Here is a 16,550-nt window from a genome sequence, read left to right on the forward strand (position 1 = left end):
CGCAATCGGACTTGAGCCGGACGGCGAACGGGTCTGGACCTATCGCGAGGCGCTGGTTCCGAAGGCCGCGCCGAAGTCGCTGATCGTCATCGGTTCGGGCGCCATCGGCATCGAGTTCGCCAGCTTCTATAACGACATGGGTGCGGAAGTGACCGTGGTGGAGATGCTGGACCGCGTGGTGCCGGTCGAGGATGCGGACGTTTCCGCCTTCCTCGAAAAGGCGCTCAAGAAGCAGGGCATGACTATCATGACCGGTGCGGGTGTCGAGAAGCTGGAAGTCGGCGCCAATGGCGTCAAGGCCGCGATCAAGGGCAGGGACGGCAAAATCGTCAATGGCGAATTCAGCCATGTCATCGTTGCCATCGGCATCGTGCCGAACACAGAGAATATCGGGCTGGAGTCGCTGGGCGTGAAGACCGAGCGCGGTCATATCGTGACCGATCCGAGCTGCAAGACCAATGTAGATGGTCTCTGGGCGATCGGCGACGTCACTGCGCCGCCATGGCTGGCGCACAAGGCGAGCCATGAGGGCGTGATCGCGGCTGAAGCGATTGCGGGCAAGCACCCCCATGCGATGGATGTGCGCAATATTCCCGGCTGCACCTACTGCCATCCGCAGATTGCCAGCGTCGGCCTGACCGAAGCCAAGGCGAAGGAAGCCGGTTATGAGGTGAAGGTCGGCATGTTCCCCTTCATCGGCAACGGCAAAGCGATCGCGCTGGGCGAGGCCGAGGGCTTTACCAAGACGGTGTTCGACGCCAAGACCGGCGAATTGCTGGGCGCGCATATGGTGGGCGCGGAAGTGACGGAGATGATTCAGGGCTTCACCATCGGCAAGACGCTGGAGACGACCGAGGCGGAACTGATGCACACGGTCTTCCCGCATCCGACCATTTCGGAATCCATGCATGAAAGCGTGCTGGCCGCTTATGGGCGCGCGCTTCATATCTGATCGGCACGGGCTGGTTGCGAAAGGCGCGGGGGCATTGGCTCTCGCGCTTTTTTTCGTTCTGCTGATCGATCTCGCCCAGCGGCATGGATTGCTGGATCGGCTCAACGCCGGGCTGATGGGGATGGCGGGACGCGCCAGGGATAGCGGCGCGGGCGGTTTCATTACGCCCGTCATGCTGGCGGCCTCCGCCATTGGAGGGACGGTCGCGCGCATCACTCTGGCGGGACTGGTCTGTCTTCGCCTCTTTTTTCGCGATAGGCGCCGCGCGCTCTGGCTGTTGCTGGTGGTGACCGGCGGGACGCTTCTCAATCTGGCGCTCAAGCAGGTCTTTGCCGCGCCGCGGCCCGATTTGCTGGCGCATCTGGACATCGTGCACAGCTACAGTTTTCCCAGCGGTCATGCGGCGGGGAACATGATCTTCTTTGGCGCGCTGGCGCTGCTGACGGGACGGCGATCGGTCCATGGCGCAGCCGCCGCCCTGATCGGGCTGATCGGAGTGAGCCGGGTGTGGCTGGGCGTGCATTGGCCGAGCGACGTGGTGGCGGGTTGGGTCGAAGGCCTGGGCTGGCTGGTTTTGTGCCGGGCCTGGCTACCAGCGCGGGGAGGGCAGGATGAGTGCCCGGATCAGGCTGTGATGCGGGGGCATGCCGTCGGCGGTGATGAAGCCATGGACCCAGAAGCTGTCGAGGGCGGTTGCCGCGGCGATCATCGACAGCAATAACCCCGCGCCGGCAAACAGAACCCGCGCCCCGCGCAAGGGCGCCGTGGGCATCAGCGCCAGCAGGACCAGCGGCAGGACCGGCAGGAAATAACGCCCCTGCGTCCCCTGTATATAGTCTGCGCCGAGCGGGGTGCCTGTCAGGTACATGGCGGTTTCGATCAGCAGCGCAATGCCAGCCGCGATGGCCAGCCACCAGAGGCGCTGGGCGAGCGGGAAGCGCATGCCGCTGCCGCCCAGTATCGCTGCGCCCAGCATCAGAGCGGCGAGTGGATAGGCGAATAAAGGCAGCAATATCGCGTTCCAGCCGAAGCGGCCGACGATCTGGAGCGCATAGACCGGCGATCGTTCCGCCACGCTGCTGGCAAGGATGCGTAGATAGGCGGCGGGATCCTGCGCGATCACGGCCAGTTGCTGGCTCAGCGGCGCGGTCATGACGGTTTGGCCGGTCTTGCGGGAGACTATGTGATAGAGCGCCTGACTGCCATGGTGATTGGCGCCTGACCACCTCATCCAGAGCAGGAAGGCGACAGCGCCGACCGCCATGGCCGCGAGGATCAGCCACGGGCGCAGATCACGCCGATCCTCCGGCAGGCGCAGGCCTGCGGCCATCAGCGGCAGATAAACACCCTTGGCAAGCGCGAGAAGGGGCGCGGTCAGGAACAGGGCCAGGCTGCGCGAAGGCCGCCGACTGATGAATCCGATATGCAGGGCAAGGGCGGTGCCGAGAAAGCCGATGCCGTTGATCACCGCATCGGGGGAGAGCGATCCGCTCTGATAAGCGAAAGTTGGAAGCAGTGCGGCGCCGAACATGGCCGGACGACCGAAAGGGAGCAGACGGAGCGCCGCACCGAGCAGGGCGAGCGCCAGCAGGGCATTGACGAAGCGGCCGACGTAAAAGGCGCCAAGTCGCGGCAGGCCAAGGCCGTCGCCGATCATGAGGCCCAGCGCGCCGGGTGCGTAGAGGGTGGGCGCGTAATTGGCGACATTCGGAAAGTCGGCAAAGCGGGCGGCATTGGCCGTCGTACCGGTCCATCCTTTGACGAGCATCCCCATGTCGAAAAGGCGCAGTGTGGCGGATGCGCCGCTGGGGAAGAGAACATCATGCAGGTCGATCGCGGCGCCTGGGAGAGGTGCGCCGATCATCGGTCCGCTCTGTTCGGTCAGGATGCGGCCTTCGGACAGCATCAGCGTCTTCATGTAATGCTGATTTTCGTCGGGCACCTGGAAAGGTGGCGTAACGCAGGCGTAGAACAGGGTTGCGAGGCAGATCAGCGCGAACAGCCATTTTTCATGGACCAGCCATGGCGTAACCGGAATAGGCCTGTGATGGGCCTTGGCAAAATTCGGTCGTTCCTGTCGCATTTCAGCCATGATCCCGCATGTCGAGGCCAAGGCTCTAGCGGCAAGCCCTTAATTTTTCGCGGTGCATTCCGATTGCATCAAACGGATTATGGGATCTGTGTAAATCTTCGGTAAGCTTTGATGGGCATGTGCATGACCGGAGGAAGTGTCATGTATCTTATTGATTTCCGGCATGACCTGAACCTGCTCGACATCAAATGGACGGGCACCTTTACGGATCAGGTCATTGCGGAATATGCACGATTGCTGAAGCGGCAATTTATCGAGGAGGGCTTCAAGCCCGGCTATCTGCTGCGTATGGATATGACCGGCAGCGCCGTGCAGACGCAGGACGCGGTGGAATCCTTCGGGCGCAATCTGGGCGATTTTCCCTTGGCCCGGCGCATTGCCATCGTCACGCCCAGCGTCATCGCCCGCATGCAGGTGCGCCGTGTGATGACCCAGCCCTATCTGCGGATATTCGATCTGGCTGATCCGGCATTGGCATGGCTGCTGGCGGAGCGGGAAGAGGCGAAGGCCGGTTGATCCGAAAGCGGGCCGGCCGGCGCATTATTCCATGTCTTCGGCTTCCCCTGCCGCCGGGGGATGAAGCCGCAAGCGGCTGACGCGGCGACCGTCGCTGGCGAGGACCTCCAGTTTCCAGCCGCTTTGTTCATGCTCGACGATCTCGCCGGGACCGGGCACGCGTCCCGCGATCACGAAAGCCAAACCGCCCAGCGTATCGACATCTTCCTCGACATCGGCGAGTCGTTCGTCAATCTCCTTTGCGACGTCATCCAGTTCCGCGCGGGCGTCGGCTTCCCAGAGACCGCCGTCCAGAGGGATCAGCAGAGCCTCAGGCTCTTCGTCATGCTCATCCTCGACGTCGCCGACGATTTCCTCGACCAGATCTTCGAAGGTCAGCAACCCCTCGGTGCCCGAATATTCGTCCAGCACGATGGCCAGATGGGTGCGTTTGGCCCGCATTTCCGCGAGCAGGTCGAGCGCGCCCATGCTTTCGGGCACGTAAAGTGGCTGGCGGATCAGCTGCTCCAGCGTTTCAGGGACTGGCGCCTTGCCCGCCAGGATCGCGAAGGCGTCGCGGATATGGACCATGCCGACGATCGTATCGAGCGTTTCGCGATAGACCGGGATGCGGCTGTGCCCGGCTTCGGCAAACAGGGCGGCGAGGTCGGCGAAGCTCGCCTTCTCCTCAATGGCGATAATGTCCGCGCGGGGAACCGCGACGTCATCGACCGTATGTTCGGAAAAATGGAGGAGGTTGCGCACCATCTGGCGCTCGATCGCCGACAGGTCGCCCTTGGCAGGAGGGGATGCGCCCTTGTCCTGCTCTTCCTCATCATATTCGTCGAGCGCCTCTTCCAGCTCGCGACGGAGACTGTGGCTCTCATCTTCACCGAAAAGCAGCGACTTCAGGCCGCTCCATAAACCGCCTTCCTGGGCGCTACTGTCCGATTCCTTCGAACCGTTGCCGTCCTTCGGACTGCCTTCCGCCATTTCTCTTCCTGTTCCCCTGTTGGTCAGAACGTTTACCCGTATCGATCCCCATAGGGATCGGAAATGCCGAGGCTGAGCAACGATTGCGTCTCAAGAGCTTCCATCGCTTCGGCCTCGGCGTCCTCCATATGATCATATCCCAGCAAATGAAAAGTCCCATGGATGATCAAATGCGTCGCATGGTCGGCAATGGAGATGCCCTTTTCCGCAGCTTCGGCGGTGCAGACGCCCTCGGCCAGCACAATATCGCCCAATATGACCTCGCCATCGTCGGTGTTGGCGGTGGTTTCTAGCAGGTCGGATTGCACCATCGGGAAGGACAGGACGTTGGTCGGCTTGTCCTTGTCCCGATAGGCCCGATTGAGCTGATGCACTTCTTCATCGCTGGTCAGCTTGACCGCGACTTCATAGAGCGTTTCCTCCGCCGCGAAGGCGGCATAGGGACTATGCGTGATAGCGGCAACGACGGCGCGCTGGGCCAGCAATTCCCAATCCCCCTTGGGCCAACCCTGTTCGTGAAGGACGGCAACTTCAATCATTTAATGGAATTCCGTTCGTATCGAGCGAAGTGGAGAAACGATATGCGTGGCTGTTCGCGTCTCGGCTTCGCTCGACACGAACGGCTGTCGGATTGGGGGGTGCTTTATGCATCCGGACCCTCATAGGCCTGCACGATGCGACCGACGACCGGGTGGCGTACGACGTCGCCGATGCCGAAGGGCACGACCGAAATGCCTTCCACGCCCTCAAGGCGCGTCACGGCGTCGGCCAGGCCAGAAATGCCCGGCTGTGGCAGATCCACCTGTCGCGGGTCGCCGCAGATCACCATGCGGCTGCCCTCGCCGAAGCGGGTGAGGAACATCTTCATCTGGGCGATGGTGGTGTTCTGCGCCTCGTCCAGCACGATGAAGGCGTTGGAGAGGGTGCGGCCGCGCATGAAGGCGAGGGGAGCGATTTCGATCTCGCCGGACGCGATGCGCCGTTCGACCTGCTCGGCGGGGAGCGTGTCGTAGAGCGCGTCGTAGATCGGGCGGAGATAGGGGTCGACCTTTTCCTTCATGTCGCCGGGCAGGAAGCCAAGCCGCTCGCCCGCTTCGACGGCGGGGCGGGAAAGGATCAGGCGGTCGACGCTGCCGGTGATGAGCTGGCTCACCGCCTGCGCGACGGCGAGATAGGTCTTGCCGGTGCCTGCCGGGCCGAGCGCGAAGATGATGTCGTTGCGGGTAAGCGCTTCCATGTACGTCACCTGCGTCGCGGAGCGCGGGACGATGGTTTTCTTGCGCGTGCGGATCATCACCTTGGGCGGTTCGGCCACGTCGTGGCGGATGATGCCGTCCAGTGTCGGTTCCGCCGACATGGCGATGACGGCTTCGACTGCACCGGCGTCGATTTCCTGTCCTGCGACGATGCGGTTGTAGAGGCCGGTCATCACGTCGCGGGCGCGGGCGGCGGCTTCGGCTTCGCCCTCGATCTGGAGCTTGTTGCCGCGTGCGGCGATATAGACGCCCAGCCGGTTCTCGATGGCCACCAAATTCTGGTCATACTGGCCGAACAGGGCGCCCAGCAGATGCGGGCGGTCGAAGGTGACTTCGAGCCGGGCGCGTTCGGCGACGTCGGCGCGGTGGTTCTGGTTCGGTTTTTTCGACATTCAGCAGCCTCCCTTCCCAATTGTCATATCCGCCAGGGCGAATATCCACCTCCTGTCCGTTGCGCCCGATGGACCGGTCCGGAGCTGGGTTCCCGTAGCCACGGAAACGACTTTGAGTAGGTTCAAGCGGCCTTCCTCCTGCTGGGTTCGCCGGCCAGACTGTTCGGGCCGGCACTGATGATATCGACTTCAACCATGTCGCCGATGGAAAGTTCGGGCGCGGTGACGACCACCGACTGGAGCCAGGGCGACTTGCCGATGAGCTGGCCGGGATGACGGCCCTTGCGCTCGAGCAATATGTCCGTGCGGCGGCCCACGGTCGCGGCGTTGAATTCGGCCTGATGGCGGTTGATCACCGTCTGAAGGCGGGCGAGCCGTTCGTCCATCACCTCCGCCGGGATCTGGCCGTCCATGTCGGCGGCGGGGGTGCCGGGGCGCGGGCTATATTTGAAACTGTAGCATTGCGCGTAGCGGACTTGCTCCACGATCTTCAGTGTATCCTCGAACTCGGCCTCGGTTTCACCGGGGAAGCCGACGATGAAGTCGCCGGACAGGGCGATATCGGGGCGGGCCTCGCGGACGCGCTCGATGATCCGTAGATAGCTGTCGGCGCTGTGGCTGCGGTTCATGGCTTTCAGCACCCGGTCGTTGCCCGACTGCACCGGCAGATGGAGGAAGGGCATGAGTTTCGGCTCGTCGCCATGAGCGGCGATCAGGCCGTCGCTCATGTCGTTGGGATGGCTGGTCGTGTAGCGGATCCGCTTCAAAGCATCGATCCTGGCGAGTTCGCGGACGAGGCCGTCCATGCCCTGACCGCGGCCCTTGTCGTCTTCCCCGGTCCAGGCATTGACGTTCTGGCCGAGCAGCGTGATTTCCCGCACGCCGCCGTCGACCAGCGCCCTGGCTTCATCGAGGATCGCGGACCATGTCCGGCTGATCTCCGCACCGCGTGTGTAGGGAACCACGCAATAGGTGCAGAATTTGTCGCAGCCTTCCATGATCGTCAGAAAGGCCGTGGGGCGTGCCTGTTTCGTGCGGGCGGGAAGGGCACCGAATTTGGATGCCAGCGGCATGTCGGTGTCGACCGCGCTTTCTCCCCGACCGGCTCTGTCGATCAGGTCGGGCAGGTGGTGATAGGCCTGTGGGCCGACGACGATATCGACGTTGCGGGCGCGGCGCTGGATTTCGCTGCCCTCCGCCTGCGCGACGCAGCCAGCGACGGCGATCATCGGGCGCGTGCCGTCCTCGCGGGTCAGGCGGCCAATGTCGGAATAGACCTTGTCCACTGCCTTTTCGCGGATGTGGCAGGTGTTGAGGATGACCAGATCGGCCCCGGCGCCCTCTGCGGCGGCGGTCATGCCGCGGGTCCCCAGCATTTCGGCCATACGCTCGCCGTCATAGACGTTCATCTGGCAGCCGAAGGATTTGACGTGGAAAGTCGCTGGAGTCTTTTTGGCGTCGTTACGATTCATGCGGTCCAGCTATACAGGCGGTGGAGCCGGAGCGAAAGGTGGCGATGCTCGCAGCGATCCTTTCTTGTGTGGTCGCGGCCAAGGCCTTGCGATCCGGGCAGATTGCAGGGTCGAAAGGCTCAAGAAAGCGCAGGATGACCTCGAGGCGGCCATTGCGCTCCATCAGTCTCCTGACATTCTCGGCCGCCGGTTCGTTGCTGTGCCAGCTGATTTCAGCGCATGCCGCGCCATAATCGATGTGCACCGGCTGGATGCGGACGGAGCGAGGCGGCGGGAGAAGAACGGCAAGCAGCGAGGGTTTGAAGGGCAGTAGTTCATTGCCGTCGCTGGTCGTGCCCTCAGGGAAAAGCGCCACGGGCTGATGCCCGGCAAGCGCGGCGCGCAGCGCATCGAGTTGGGAGGAAAGCGCGCCTCGCCGGTTGCGGGCCACGAACAGCGTGTTGTTCTGCGCCGCGAGCCAGCCGATGACCGGCCAGCCCGCTATGCCGTCATGTGCGACGAACGCAGCGCCGGTTGCGCCGCCCAGCGCCAATATGTCCACCCAGCTGACATGGTTGGCGATGATGAAGCTGTCACCGTGAAAGACATGCCCCTCGATCCGGATCCGCGCGCCGACCGACCGGGCGGCCATGGCGAGAAAGAGCCGGGGCCAGGGGGAGCGGCCGCCCGCGGCGCGCCAGAGCAGGTGCGGGATCAGGCAGAGCAGCAGGCTGGCGGCCAGCGCGCCGGTGCGCGCCCAGAAACGGAGGGTGCGGCGGAGTCTGGCCAAGCTGCCTTCAGTTCTTGCGGTCGAGCGCGACGCCGTACAGTTCCATGCGGTGATCGACCAGGCGGAAGCCCAGCTTTTCGGCGATCTGCTTTTGCAGCTGTTCCAGTTCCGGATCGACAAATTCGATCACGTTGCCGGTTTCGACGTCGATCAGATGGTCGTGATGGGATTCCGGGGCAGCCTCATAGCGGGCGCGGCCGTCGCCAAAGTCATGGCGATCCAGAATGCCGGCTTCTTCGAACAGGCGCACCGTGCGGTATACGGTGGCGATGGAAATGCCCGGATCGATGGCGGCGGAGCGGCGATGCAGTTCCTCAACGTCCGGATGGTCGGTGGCCTCGCTCAGCACCTGGGCGATGACGCGGCGCTGTTCAGTGATGCGCAGGCCCTTTTCATGGCATAGGGCTTCGACGTCGATCTTGCGGTTCATGCAGGCTCACTTGGCTGTAATGTGGGTATTTCGGCAAAAGCGTAGCGGCTTTTGCCGAATTATAAAAGGGGCGCGCGGTCCGCGCACCCCTTGCTTATCGGCTTTTGGCCTGCGATTCGGCAGCTTATTTCGCGGCCCTAACGCGGCGGCGCTTGGTGCCGAGGCCGATTTTCTTCGCCAGGCTACGACGCTGTTCGGCATAATTGGGGGCGACCATCGGATAGTCGGCGGGCAGGCCCCACTTGGCGCGATAATCTTCCGGAGTCATCTGATAATGGGTCATCAGGTGCCGCTTCAGCATCTTGAGCTTCTTGCCGTCTTCCAGGCAGATGATGTAATCCGGCTTGATCGACGAACGGACCGACACGGCGGGTTCCGGCTTCACTTCCGGCGCGGCGGCCGGCGTGGCGAGACCCGAAAGCGCGGCATGCACATTCTGGATCAATGTGGATACGTCAGAGACGGCGACGCTGTTGTTGGAGACATGGGCCGCCACAATATCCGACGTCAAAGTAATGAGCAGTTCGCTCTGGGCTGATTCGATTTCCATTTGTTTTTCCTGCGAAGGCTATTGGTTGGGGCGACCCGCCCAAGCAAAATCATTTCAGGAGCGGTACGGGTCAGCTAAACCTGTGGCATTTTTTTGGCAAGCGGTGTTTTACGTCATCTAAGCATGTCTAGACGAAAACTTAAGGCATCGTGAAGTTGACCGTCGTTGCCCCGATAGTATCCGGGACGGCGGTGAACATATTCGAAACCAGTTTTTTCATATAGCCTTATTGCTGTATTGGATGAGCGAACTTCCAGGTTCATCGACGTAATGCCCCGTCTGCGCGCCGTCTTGAGGCTGTCAAGCAGCAGGGCCTCGCCAACGCCGCGCCCGCGCCAGAGCGGACTGACCGCAAGCAGCAGCAATTCACATTCGTCGAGGACCGACCGGACCAGTGCAAATCCCAACGGTGCGGCATCGATGCGGGCGATGGTCAGCCAGGTTCCCGGCATCGTCATCACTCCCGCCAACTGGGGCAGCGTCCATGCTTCGCCATAGGCCGGGTCGAAGGCGCGGGTCATGACGTCCATCGCATCGCTCATCGCGTTGCGCTCGCCTTCCTCATAGGTTTCGAGGGTAAGGCCGGGGATCATGATGCAGCCCGCTCAGCCATTGTTTTGGCGTCGGCGCCGCGGCAGTAGATGGGCGAGGGGGACAAGGGTTGCTGCGCGGCGATCAGCGGATAATCGGCTGCATCGGGATAGAGGCTGATCGCCGTGCCGGCCCCGCGCGCGGTTATCAGCGCTTCGGCGCCGGTCCCGTACAGAACCGGATCGGCAATTTGCGCCGCAAGGGCTACAATCGCGGTTGAAGCGGGCGCCGTTCTTGCCAAGCGGCCATCGCCCGAAAATCTTTGCCAGAATAATTCGCCATGGCCGCCGGTGATGGTGACGGTCAGGGACTCGCCCTCATGGCCGAACGCCGCCTTTGCCGCGATCAGCGACAGGGCGCTGTAGCCATGCAGGGGAATGTTCCAGGCCAGAGCCAGAGCGCGGGCGGCCGCTATGCCGATCCGGACGCCGGTGAAGCTGCCGGGTCCGACATCTACGGCGATGGCGTCTGCGCGCCCGCCATTCGGCATGGCGGCGATGGCGGGTAGCAGCGCTTCCGCATGGCCACGCCCCACGATCTCATGAAAATGGCCGACTGGCGTGCCGTCATCGAGCAGCGCCACCGACAGCGCCTGCGTCGCGGTATCGATGACCAATATGCGCAAACAAGACCCCTGTAATCCGTCCGCCCGCTGCGGCGTTGATCAGCGGTTAATCGATCCGGACCGATTTGCCAATTGGCCGTTCGACGTCAGACTGCGCGAACTTCGGTCACTTCCGGCACATAATGTTTCAGTAGTTGCTCGATACCATTTTTCAGCGTTGCGGTGGAGGAGGGGCAGCCCGAACAGGCGCCCTGCATCCTGAGGTAAACCGTGCCCTTGTCGAAGCCGCGATAGATGATGTCGCCGCCGTCATTGGCGACCGCCGGGCGAACGCGGGTGTCGATCAGTTCACGTATCTGCGCGACGATTTCGGCATCTTCGGGATCATCGGCAAATTCTTCCTCGTCCGGGACGAAGATCTCGCCAGCCGAACCGGGCGCGAACAGCGGCATGTTTGCCGAGAAATGGTCAAGCAGGACGGACAGAATGTCTGGCTTCACATCGCTCCACTGCGCGCCGGGAGCGATTGTTACCGAAATGAAGTCGCCCCCGAAGAACACGCCGGTCACGTCGCCAAGGTCAAACAGCGTGCTCGCCAGCGGAGAGGCCTCCGCTTCTTCCGGTGTAGCGAAATCGCGGGTTCCCATGCCCATGACCACACGGCCGGGAATGAACTTGACGGTGGCCGGATTGGGCGTCGCTTCGGTCTCGATCAACATGCGCGCTATGTGGAGAGAAGAGTGCGCAAGATCAAGCTTTCGTGCTAAATTGGGTGCCGGAACTTTCGCTTCCAGCCGTCGATTGAGTCCCGCGTGAGATCGAAGGGAGAGAGAAGATGAGCAACGAGTCCGACATTCGCCACCGTTTCTGGACCGAACTGTCGCAGAGTCCGTTTCTGATGGTTGGGCTGCAGGGGTCGCACGAGCATAGCATGCCGATGACGGCTCAGCTCGATCCCGGCGCGAACCATTGTTTCTGGTTCTACACTACGCGCGAAAACCGGCTGGCTGGGGGCGGTCCGGCCATGGCGCAATTTGTCGGCAAGGGGCATTTCCTGTTTGCCTGTATCGACGGCACGCTGGTCGAGGAAACCGACCCGGCGGTCATCGACCGTTATTGGACCCATGACGTCGCCAGCTGGTATCCGGGCGGCCGGCAGGACCCGAATCTGCTGATGCTGCGCTTCAACCTGGGACGTGCGGAGATCTGGCGCGCAGACATGTCGCTGGGCGGCATGTTCAAGCAGATGTTCGGCGGCGATGTGCGGGATGAGATGCGCGGCAAGCATGTCGAAGTGACGCTTTGAGTAACGGTGGCGCCTGCAATGCGCAGGCACCGCTTGCTTTTTCCAGTTTTTCCTATCATATGTGCTGCAACGCAGCAGTGGGGTTCCCATACTCCTTTTAGCGATTGGCAGCGTGATCGCTCCGGCCGGAACAGGCATCGGGGCCGGCCAATGAAAGTCTGCGCCAAGCTTTGAGGCTTCCCTTTTCACGCGGGTCGTTTCGTAACCCGCCTTGCGTCCCGGCCATGCCGGCTGGCGCCGGGGCTGACTTCGTGAGTTATTTTCTATGCAATTTGCCGACCTTGGCCTTGCCGAGCCGATCCTGAAAGCGCTTGCCGCCAAGAAATATGGCTCGCCGACGCCGATCCAGAGCCAGGCCATTCCCGTGCTGCTCAAGGGCAAGGATCTGTGCGGCATCGCGCAGACCGGCACGGGCAAGACCGCAGCCTTCGCGCTGCCCAGCCTTGACCATTTCGCCCGTAATCCCAAGCCGACGCCGTTGCAGGGCTGCCGGATGCTGGTGCTGTCTCCGACTCGCGAACTGGCCGCGCAGATCGCGCAAAGCTTCCGCGACTATGGCCGCTTCCTGAAACTGTTGGTCGAAGTGGTGTTCGGCGGCGTTCCGATCAACCGTCAGATCAAGGCTTTGAGCCGGGGCGTGGACATCGTCGTGGCCACGCCGGGCCGTCTGCTCGACCTGATCGATCAGCGGGCGTTCACCATCAAGGATACCGAAATCTTCGTCCTCGACGAAGCCGACCAGATGATGGACATGGGTTTCATCCATCCGCTGAAGCGGATCGCCAAACTGCTGCCCAAGCAGCGGCAGAATCTTTTCTTCTCCGCCACCATGCCGGGTGAGATCGAGGCACTGGCCAGCCAGTTCCTGCATGAGCCGGTGAAGGTCAGCGTCGCGCCGCAGTCGACCACGGCGGAGCGGGTGCGCCAGCAGGCAACCTTCGTCAATCAGATAGAAAAGCAGGCGCTGCTCAACCTGACGATCAGGAACGAGGATATCGACCGCGCCCTGATCTTCACCCGGACGAAGCATGGCGCGGATCGCGTCGTGCGCTTTCTGGAAGGGGCGGGGATCCAGGCGGTCGCCATTCATGGCAACAAGAGCCAGGCGCAGCGGACCACCGCCTTGCAGGCTTTTCGCCATGGGCATGTGAAGCTGCTGGTAGCGACCGATATTGCCGCGCGCGGGATCGACGTTTCGGGCGTCAGCCATGTCATCAATTTCGAGCTCCCCAATGTGCCGGAGCAATATGTGCACCGTATCGGCCGCACGGCGCGGGCAGGAGCCGAGGGCATTGCGATCAGTTTCGTGGCGGATGACGAGCGGCCTTATCTGAAGGCGATCGAGCGCACGACCAAGGTGAAGCTCGATGTCGTGCCGTTGCCGGATAATTTCATGGAAGCGGTGCGCAATCTTCCCAAGGCCGCACCCCAGCGCAAGGGCCGCGAGCAGACGCCCGAGCAGAAGGCGAAGCGGGTCGAAGGACAGCGCCGTTATCAGGACCAGCAGAAGCAGCAGCCGCGCGGCAATGCCGAGCGGGCGCATTGGGTTGACGGTGACGCCAAGCCCGCGAAGAAGAATTTCCGTCGCCGGCGGGGAGGCAGCGGCGTCGGCGCTCATAAGGGCGCCGTGCAGAAGACAGGCGGGCGGTAAGCCTTTTTCCCTAGTCGCTGATCTGTAGTGGCCGGATGATAGGACAAGCCGTTCATCTTCCGGCCATCTTTGTCAGTGGTCATTCAGGAAAATCTCATTAGGCTGCGCGACCATGAGCTTTTCCTTTCGGCGTTCCGCCGCTTCGCTGTCCGTCCTCGCCTTGCTGCTCTCGGGAGTTTCCGCGCCTCTTGCCGCGAAAACGGACCCGGTCGCCAATTCCGCCGCGCCCGGATCGACAAAAGCGCAGATCCGGCCCTGGCTCTATGAGAATAGCGATGTGCCGATCGATCCGGCGTGGCACTTCGGCAAACTGCCGAACGGGTTGCGCTATGCGATCCGGCGCAATGGCGTGCCGCCGGGGCAGGTTTCGGTGCGGCTGCGGATCGATGCCGGGTCGCTGATGGAGCATCCCGATGAGCTGGGTTACGCCCATTTCATGGAGCATCTGACCTTTCGCGGCTCCCGCCATGTGCCCGACGGTGAATCCAAACGCATCTGGCAGCGGCTGGGCGTGACTTTCGGTAGCGACAGCAATGCGCAGACCACGCCGACCGGAACGACCTATGCGCTGGATCTGCCGCAGGCGACGCAGACCAGCCTGGGGGAGAGCCTGAAAATCCTTTCGGGCATGATGGCCGATCCCAATATCGTGGACAGTGCGGTGAATGCCGAGCGTGCCGTCGTGCTGGCGGAAAAGCGCGAGGGCGACGGGCCGCAGATGCGGATTTCCGACGCGACGCGGCAGCACTTCTTTGCCGGGCAACCTCTGGCCGATCATAGCCCGATCGGGACCGTCGCGACGCTGAACGCGGTGACGGCGACGAAGATGGAGGCGTTTCACCAGCGCTGGTATCGCCCGGAAAATGCCGTGATCTCGATCGCCGGCGACATCGACCCGGCGCTGGCCGAGCAGTTGATCAAGGATAATTTCGCGTCCTGGATGGTCCCCGGCAAGGGCGCGCCGCTGCCCGATTTCGGCGAGCCTGATCCCAAGGCGCCCGCCACCAAGGTCACGGTGGAGCCGGGTGCGCCGACCGGCCTCACCATGGCGTGGCTGCGGCCGTGGAAGCCCCATGCCGACACGATCGTCTATAATCAGGACAAGCTGACCGACATGCTCGCCCTTCAGATCGTCAACCGGCGGCTGGAGCAGGCGGCGCGGGCGGGCGGCAGCTTCCTTCAGGCGAGCGCGGACCAGCAGGATGTGAGCCGATCGGCCGACGGCACCTTCATCACCCTGGTTCCTTCCGGCGACAATTGGGAGAAGGCGCTGGCCGACGTCCGCGCCATTATCGAAGATGCCAAGGAGACGCCGCCGAGCCAGATCGAGATCGATCGCGAATATGCGCAGATGGACACGGCGCTCGCGATTCAGGTCGAAAATGCCGACACGGAGGCGGGAGCCAAGCAGGCGAGCGATCTGGTGAGCGCGGTCGATATTCGCGAAACCACGGTCAGCCCGCAGGCGGCGCTCGACATTTTCCGTTCGGGCAAGCCTGCAATGACGCCGCAGAAGATATTGGATTCAACCAAGCGGCTGTTTTCGGCGGGGGTGTTCCGGGCGATGCTGGTCACAGGCAAGGTATTGCCGGACATCGACGCGAAGCTGGCAGCGGCGGTTGCGGCGCCGGTCAAGGCGGCGACCAATGTGCGATTGGGCGACAAAGTCGTGACCATGGCCGATCTGCCGAAACTGGGCGTGCCGGGCAAGGTCGTGTCGCGCACGCCCATCGGCCTGCCGGGAATGGAGAGTATAAGCTTTTCCAACGGCGTCAAGCTGACCCTCTTTGCCAATGATGCCGAAACGGAGAAGGTGCGCATCAATGTCCGCTTTGGCCATGGACAGCAGGCCTTTTCGCCGACCAGGCCGGCGCCCGGCTGGGCGGCCGACTACGCGCTGGTAGCGAGCGGGATAGGCAAGCTCGGTCAGCGGGAACTGGACGATCTGACCAATGGTCGCCGTATGGGAATGGACTTTTCCATCGACGATGACGCCTTCGAAATGCAGGCGGTCACGCGCCCGGCGGACTATAAGGACCAGTTGCAACTGTTCGCGACCAAGCTGTTCGCGCCCGGATGGGACCCCGCGCCGATCGCGCGGGTCAAGACCGGGGCGGGGGTCGCCTATGATGCGATGGCGCGGGCTCCCGACAGCGTTCTGGCGCGTGATCTCAACTGGCTGCTGCATGACAAGGATGTGCGCTTCCGCACCCCGTCACGGGCGGAGATAGATGGGCTGACGCCGCAGGCGTTCCGCGCGACATGGGAGCCGTTGCTGGCGTCGGGGCCGATCGAAATCCAGATTTTTGGGCAGGTGAAGGCTGACGACGCCGTTGCGGCGGTTGCCGCGACCTTTGGCGCGCTGCCGCCACGGCCCGATGTGCCGGTTCCGGCGGCGAACCGGGCGATGCGTTTCCCGGCCCATGTCGAAACGCCGGTCGTGCTGCGGCACAAGGGCGACAAGGAGCAGGCGGCAGCGGTCATGGCATGGCCGACTGCGGGCGGCTTTGCGCTGACCAGGGAGGCGCGACAGCTCGAAATATTGACGCAGATTTTCAACGACCGGCTGTTCGACAAGCTGCGCTCGACCGAAGGGGCGGCCTATTCGCCAAGCGTGCAGAATAACTGGCCCTTTTCCTATGAAGGCGGCGGCTATATTCTTGTGACAAGCCAGGTGCGCCCGGATCGGGTCAAATATTTCTATGGCGTAGTGAGTGACACTGCGGCTGATCTCGCTAAAAATCCCGTCACTGCGGATGAATTGCAGCGCGCCGTCGCACCGATGCGGCAACTGCTGATGCGCGCCGGGACGGGGAACGCCTTCTGGATGAACCAGATGGAGGGCGCGACCCATGATCCCCGCTATGTGCAGGCGATGCAGACCATGGCGCAGGATATGCTCACCGTCACTCCCGCCGACATTCAGAAGCTGGCCGCCAAATATCTTGTGCCCGGCAAGAGCTGGTCAGCTGTAGTATTGCCCGAAGGCGTGGCCGCGCAATAATGGGAGCGGTTGATCGGATTCAATCCGTTCGC

16 protein-coding genes and 1 pseudogene are annotated in these 16,550 nt (G+C 62.7%); 6 read left to right on the top strand and 11 right to left on the bottom strand.

What is annotated here, in order from left to right; translation table 11 throughout:
• Positions 1-952 (top strand): dihydrolipoyl dehydrogenase (locus ACFC3J_RS02300; RefSeq protein WP_375194600.1); only part of this gene is annotated, 952 nt, incomplete at its 5' end.
• Between the two features lie 172 nt (positions 953-1,124).
• Positions 1,125-1,505: pseudogene (locus tag ACFC3J_RS02305) on the top strand (phosphatase PAP2 family protein); the annotation flags it as partial.
• Between the two features lie 36 nt (positions 1,506-1,541).
• Here the strand turns inward: ACFC3J_RS02305 and ACFC3J_RS02310 are convergent.
• Positions 1,542-3,035 (bottom strand): DUF2142 domain-containing protein, encoded by a 1,494-nt coding sequence (locus tag ACFC3J_RS02310; protein ID WP_375194709.1) that lies wholly within the window; start codon positions 3,033-3,035, stop codon positions 1,542-1,544.
• A gap of 150 nt (positions 3,036-3,185) precedes the next feature.
• Between ACFC3J_RS02310 and ACFC3J_RS02315 the strand changes: the two genes are divergently transcribed.
• Positions 3,186-3,560 (top strand): STAS/SEC14 domain-containing protein, encoded by a 375-nt coding sequence (locus ACFC3J_RS02315; protein ID WP_375194601.1) that lies wholly within the window; start codon positions 3,186-3,188, stop codon positions 3,558-3,560.
• A 24-nt stretch (positions 3,561-3,584) separates the two neighbouring features.
• Here the strand turns inward: ACFC3J_RS02315 and ACFC3J_RS02320 are convergent, their stop codons facing one another.
• The 10 genes from ACFC3J_RS02320 to ACFC3J_RS02365 form a co-directional block, all read right to left on the bottom strand.
• Positions 3,585-4,532 (bottom strand): hemolysin family protein, encoded by a 948-nt coding sequence (locus tag ACFC3J_RS02320; RefSeq protein WP_375194602.1) that lies wholly within the window; start codon positions 4,530-4,532, stop codon positions 3,585-3,587.
• Positions 4,533-4,564: 32 nt separating this feature from the next.
• A complete protein-coding gene (gene ybeY / locus ACFC3J_RS02325; RefSeq protein WP_375194603.1) occupies positions 4,565-5,071 on the bottom strand; it encodes an rRNA maturation RNase YbeY in 507 nt (168 codons plus the stop codon).
• A 104-nt stretch (positions 5,072-5,175) separates the two neighbouring features.
• Positions 5,176-6,180, bottom strand: a complete 1,005-nt coding sequence (locus tag ACFC3J_RS02330) for a PhoH family protein (protein ID WP_375194604.1) — start codon at positions 6,178-6,180, stop codon at positions 5,176-5,178.
• A 122-nt stretch (positions 6,181-6,302) separates the two neighbouring features.
• A complete protein-coding gene (gene miaB / locus ACFC3J_RS02335) occupies positions 6,303-7,652 on the bottom strand; it encodes a tRNA (N6-isopentenyl adenosine(37)-C2)-methylthiotransferase MiaB (RefSeq protein WP_375194605.1) in 1,350 nt (449 codons plus the stop codon).
• Positions 7,642-8,421 carry a lysophospholipid acyltransferase family protein gene (locus ACFC3J_RS02340; protein WP_375194606.1) on the bottom strand — a complete coding sequence of 260 codons (780 nt, stop codon included), beginning with the start codon at positions 8,419-8,421 and terminating at the stop codon, positions 7,642-7,644. The genes miaB and ACFC3J_RS02340 overlap by 11 nt, the downstream gene beginning before the upstream one ends.
• A 7-nt stretch (positions 8,422-8,428) precedes the next feature.
• Complete coding sequence (locus ACFC3J_RS02345; protein ID WP_192668525.1) at positions 8,429-8,851, bottom strand: transcriptional repressor; 423 nt, start codon at positions 8,849-8,851, stop codon at positions 8,429-8,431.
• A gap of 124 nt (positions 8,852-8,975) precedes the next feature.
• Entirely contained in the window at positions 8,976-9,401 is a 426-nt protein-coding gene (locus ACFC3J_RS02350; protein WP_375194607.1) for a MucR family transcriptional regulator, read from the bottom strand.
• Between the two features lie 113 nt (positions 9,402-9,514).
• Positions 9,515-9,994 (bottom strand): GNAT family N-acetyltransferase, encoded by a 480-nt coding sequence (locus ACFC3J_RS02355; protein ID WP_375194608.1) that lies wholly within the window; start codon positions 9,992-9,994, stop codon positions 9,515-9,517.
• Positions 9,991-10,617: a tRNA (adenosine(37)-N6)-threonylcarbamoyltransferase complex dimerization subunit type 1 TsaB gene (gene tsaB, locus ACFC3J_RS02360; protein WP_375194609.1), complete on the bottom strand. Its 627-nt coding sequence runs from the start codon at positions 10,615-10,617 to the stop codon at positions 9,991-9,993. Before tsaB ends, ACFC3J_RS02355 begins: the two co-directional genes overlap by 4 nt.
• An 86-nt stretch (positions 10,618-10,703) precedes the next feature.
• On the bottom strand, positions 10,704-11,276 hold the full coding sequence (locus tag ACFC3J_RS02365; RefSeq protein ID WP_375194610.1) for a NifU family protein: 573 nt from the start codon (positions 11,274-11,276) through the stop codon (positions 10,704-10,706).
• 116 nt (positions 11,277-11,392) lie between these two features.
• Between ACFC3J_RS02365 and ACFC3J_RS02370 the strand changes: the two genes are divergently transcribed.
• From ACFC3J_RS02370 to ACFC3J_RS02380, 3 genes are all read left to right on the top strand, one after another.
• On the top strand, positions 11,393-11,863 hold the full coding sequence (locus ACFC3J_RS02370; RefSeq protein ID WP_375194611.1) for a pyridoxamine 5'-phosphate oxidase family protein: 471 nt from the start codon (positions 11,393-11,395) through the stop codon (positions 11,861-11,863).
• A gap of 265 nt (positions 11,864-12,128) precedes the next feature.
• Entirely contained in the window at positions 12,129-13,514 is a 1,386-nt protein-coding gene (locus tag ACFC3J_RS02375; RefSeq protein ID WP_375194612.1) for a DEAD/DEAH box helicase, read from the top strand.
• 112 nt (positions 13,515-13,626) lie between these two features.
• Positions 13,627-16,518, top strand: coding sequence for a M16 family metallopeptidase (locus tag ACFC3J_RS02380; RefSeq protein ID WP_375194613.1), 2,892 nt, complete (start codon positions 13,627-13,629; stop codon positions 16,516-16,518).
• Positions 16,519-16,550: the final 32 nt, after the last annotated feature.

Origin of the sequence: Sphingobium sp., from assembly GCF_041987595.1 — a bacterium.
Classification (GTDB): Bacteria; Pseudomonadota; Alphaproteobacteria; order Sphingomonadales; family Sphingomonadaceae; genus Sphingobium.